At 38.4% G+C, this 3973-nt stretch carries 4 protein-coding genes and 1 pseudogene; 1 reads left to right on the top strand and 4 read right to left on the bottom strand.

From position 1 onward, the window contains the following. Nucleotides 1–203 precede the first annotated feature (203 nt). From ACLL8Z_RS08920 to ACLL8Z_RS08905, 4 genes and pseudogenes are all read right to left on the bottom strand, one after another. The gene (locus ACLL8Z_RS08920; RefSeq protein WP_411274427.1) at nucleotides 204–1010 is read right to left on the bottom strand and encodes a tetratricopeptide repeat protein; all 807 of its coding nucleotides are present in this window, start codon (nucleotides 1008–1010) and stop codon (nucleotides 204–206) included. Nucleotides 1011–1024: 14 nt separating this feature from the next. Then, a pseudogene (locus tag ACLL8Z_RS08915) lies at nucleotides 1025–2008 on the bottom strand (tetratricopeptide repeat protein); the annotation flags it as partial. A 12-nt stretch (nucleotides 2009–2020) separates the two neighbouring features. Next, entirely contained in the window at nucleotides 2021–2236 is a 216-nt protein-coding gene (locus ACLL8Z_RS08910) for a hypothetical protein (RefSeq protein WP_411274426.1), read from the bottom strand. Between the two features lie 471 nt (nucleotides 2237–2707). After that, entirely contained in the window at nucleotides 2708–3466 is a 759-nt protein-coding gene (locus ACLL8Z_RS08905; RefSeq protein ID WP_411274425.1) for a hypothetical protein, read from the bottom strand. An 18-nt stretch (nucleotides 3467–3484) separates the two neighbouring features. On the opposite strand from ACLL8Z_RS08905, the gene ACLL8Z_RS08900 reads away from it, so the two are divergent. Next, a partial coding sequence (locus tag ACLL8Z_RS08900; RefSeq protein ID WP_411274424.1) for a DUF6266 family protein occupies nucleotides 3485–3973 on the top strand: 489 nt, incomplete at its 3' end.

Genomic DNA, 3973 nt, shown 5'->3' with positions numbered 1-3973 from the left:
GATTTCTTGTTGTCTGAGTCTTTCTTCAAAGCCAATACTTTGAAGTTGCATGGTTTTCTGCTGACTGAATAAAGAATCGTAAGCAGATTTAGCTACATCCTGGTAAAAAAACAGGCTGTCCAAATTTCGGTTTTTTCTATAAAAGGTTGCCAGGAAGCTACTGGCGGCAAGAATGGGTTTTGTGAGACCTCGTTTCTTTACAATTAGAAAAGATTTTTTTGCATAAATAAGACTAGAATCATTCTGTCGATTTTTTTAAACAATTTTGCCATACCCAGATAGGTGTTGCTTAGATCTGCAAAATTTTCCGCTCTTTCTGAATAAGGAGCACTTAGCCGGTAATATTCCAGTGCCAGTTTGTTTTGTCCTGTTTGAGAATGTATGCCTCCCAAAGTGGTTAGTGAACTGCCAATTATCCTGGGAAAATGGATCTCATATGCTACATCATGCGCTTGTTGCGTGTAAAGCCTTGCAGAGTCAATTTTTTTTAGATTTAAATAAGCTAGCCCAATATAACCGAGTGAAATAGAGATAGATCTTTTATTATTGTTTTTTTCTGCTAACTCCTTAGATTTAAATAAATATGCCAAGGCACGCTGGTAATCTTCTTGTGATAAATGGACTACTCCTATATTATTAAGATTTCTTTGTATACCATCCGTATTTTTTATCTTTTCATTAATTTTCAACGCCTTAAGAAAGGATTCCATTGCCTTGGGATAATTACCAAAACCATTAAAGGCATTACCAATTCTATTCAAACTTACAGCTTCGCCTTTTATAAAACCTATGCGGCGAGATAGTGACAAGCCTTCTAAAGCCAGCACCATAATTGTATCTTGTTTTGATCCCATATATTCGAAACCCAGATCGGCCAAAAGTAAAACACGCCCGGTGTCGGTTTTTTCTTTTTGAAGTAATAGTTTAAGACTATCCTTAACCTGTGTTTGAGCATCCACTGTTGTCAGGAAAAAGAAATTAATTAAAAAAAGCAGAATTATTTTTTTCATAATCTTTAAAGATTCTATTTAGTATTAGCCGGAGTAGTTTCAGCGAAGGCGGGCTCCAGACTTGCAATAGTTTTCCTTGCTGCATCTAACCGTATTTTTTTATTCTTCTCGACCATTATCTTGGTGATCCATTTCTCGAGTTTATGATGCAGCGGAATTAACAGGGCTCCTATAGCAATCAACACACCCAGCATTAAAACCGGAGAATCATTTGTCAGATGCGCCAGGTAAGGATGAATAAACAGATTGATGAATTCGAATACAGCCAGCAAACCCAGTACACCAAAAAACTCTATAAACTTTGTTTTGACTATAATACTTCGGCTCAGGGCGAAAAATAAGATGATGAAAGTAATCAGGCCAATAGCCAGAGCTGTAAATTGAAGATTATGTCTTCTTTCTTCCTCCATTGTTTGTTGCCGGGATTTCTCGTCATAAATCATGCTCTGAAGTTGATTGGATCTTTCCCGACTGAATGTAGAATCATTAGCTACTTTGGCTATTTCAAGGTAGAATAAGGCGCTATCTGCATTTCCTCTTTTCTTATAAAAAGAATAGAGGAGATTACTGGCCTCTCTAGCTGTAAAACCAGCCGTACTGGCAATTCCAAATGCCTGCTTTGCATAATGCAGGGTTGAATCCAGTTGTCCTTCCTTTTGAAACAATCTGGCTATGCCTAAAAATGTAGAACCCAAAGTCACATTGTTTTCCGACAGTTTGCAAAAAGGTATGCTTAGACGGTAATATTCAAGAGCAAGCTTAAATTGTCCTGTTCTTGAATAAATATTTCCCATTGAATTTAACGCAAATCCGGTTTGGCGGTGATAGTTGATCTTACTAGCTACTTCGTAAGCCTGTTGAGCATAGACCCTTGCAGAATCATACTGATTTAGCGCCAAATAACATTGCCCAAGATTGTTAAAGCTTCTGGCAATTTCTTTTTTAAGGTTTAGTTTGTCAATGATTTTTTTTGCTTTCAAATAATACCCGATCGCCTGCTGAAATTGTCCCTAACTTTTATAAATGCCTCCTATATTATTAAGGCTTTCTGCTATGCCACTGGGGCTTTTTATTTTTTCATTTAATTTCTGCGCCTGTACAAAAAGTTCCATTGATTTTGTAGTATTGCCCAAAACAACATAGATCGTACCCATTCTGCTCAAAGCAACAGCCTCGCCTTTGACGAATCCGATCCGTCGGGAAAGCTCCAGGGCTTCCAGTTCCAAAAGTATGGCCGTATCCGGTTTAGACTCATAATAAGAAAAGGCAAGTTCGTCTAACAGTCTTACCCTGCTGGTATCCTGATTTTCTTTTTGCAGTAGGACCTTTAGGCTATCCCCTAACCTTTGCGCTTGTTTGTGCTTGACTGTTGGTCAGGCACAGCAATGAAGCTAGCACCAGTAGAAGAAGTGATCGTTTCATAAGCAAATTTTCTTGCTTTGTTTTACTGTCCCCTTCACAGGGGGGCTCTAAATGTTCGATAGTTTTCTTCGCAGTTTCCAACCATATTTTCTTATTCTATTTCATGGTATTATCTTCAACCAATTTTAAGGCGAATGAGAAAACTCCCTAGTTGCATAGGACGATGAATACAGATAGAATAATACGCCCTTTTCCAGGTCCGGGTATACCTTCATCAATATATTTAAGTAGTCCCCTGGATTCAATCCAGGGGATTGGAAAACAATATTATCAACTTACTTTATTGGTGAGCTTAAATCTGGTCTGTGTTTTACCAGCATGGTCTCCGTTTCATTAACATGGTTATAGACAGCGGTGGTTGAACCTCTCATTTTATCCCATTCAGCCTGACCATATTTATTGATATAGGCCGTTTTAAACGCAGCGGTTGTTGAAGGTAAATAGCCGGGCTCCAATTGCTTAAAACCCTCCTTCAGGGCCGTTCTTATCACAAGTACTGGTTTTGAACCCGCATTGGTTAATACGTATGCTCTGGAAATTGCAGGGTTTTTTATTTCATCGTTTATAATGACTCCTCTACGAATTTCTTTCATTAAATCAGGCATCATGCCCGGTTTAACATAATAATTTGTCTGCATAAATTTTGATGCAGTCAGATCACTGTAATTGCGGCTTAATGTATCGATCCATCGGTAAGTGTTTCCTAATTTCTCCATTGCGATTTTCGGCGAAATGGTTGTGTAAATATCAAGATTGTGTGTTTTTTCATCAGGCGATTCCATATCCATATCTGCAAAGCCGATAGGACCTTCTACCAGTTGGTAGCAGCCGGCATTGTCACCGCTGATAATTTCATAAACCTGTCGCTTACTTTCGCCATTATGAAATTTGGTTAAATGAGTTTTCCATGCCGACTCGAACGCCAGGGTTTGTCCAATCTTGGGTTGCATCATGCCTACGGAATACAGAGTTTTGGTCTGACTGAATACACCTCCCAGAGGTATAATCATCATAAGAAACAATAATTTTTTCATTTTGTTAATTGGTTTGGTTTGAAAAAAAGTAATTTAACTTATATTAAATATAATTATATTTTTTCTGTATTTGCAAGAAAATCAAGGAGTTATATTTTTACTCGTCGGATACCGATAAATATTGCTTTTCCAATCAACCAGACTACTATACTGCATTTCAGGTGTTCATTACCCGAAAATTTTCATTGGTTCCATTACTTTATTATTTTTCCCCTAAGTGGCTTCAGTGATGGTGGAGCCTTCTCCGGCAAAGCCGGGAGTTTTATTGGATCGAACTGGCGTGATATCAATTACATCAAGGGGATTCTGAGAATTAGTAATAAACCTAAAACCCAGAAGCAACTGGAACAGCAGGCAAAATTTGCTTTAGCTGTACGTTTTCTTCGGCCTGTGAAATTGCAGGTGGAAGCTGGTTTCAGCAAAATCAAGCAGGGGCACACCACGAGTTATAACCTGGCTTTGAAGCAAATCCTGGTCAACGCGATCACCGGCACTTACCCGGATTAT

This window comes from Daejeonella sp., assembly GCF_046590655.1.
Taxonomy (GTDB): domain Bacteria; phylum Bacteroidota; class Bacteroidia; order Sphingobacteriales; family Sphingobacteriaceae; genus Daejeonella.
This window is presented reverse-complemented; position numbering and strand designations above follow the sequence as displayed.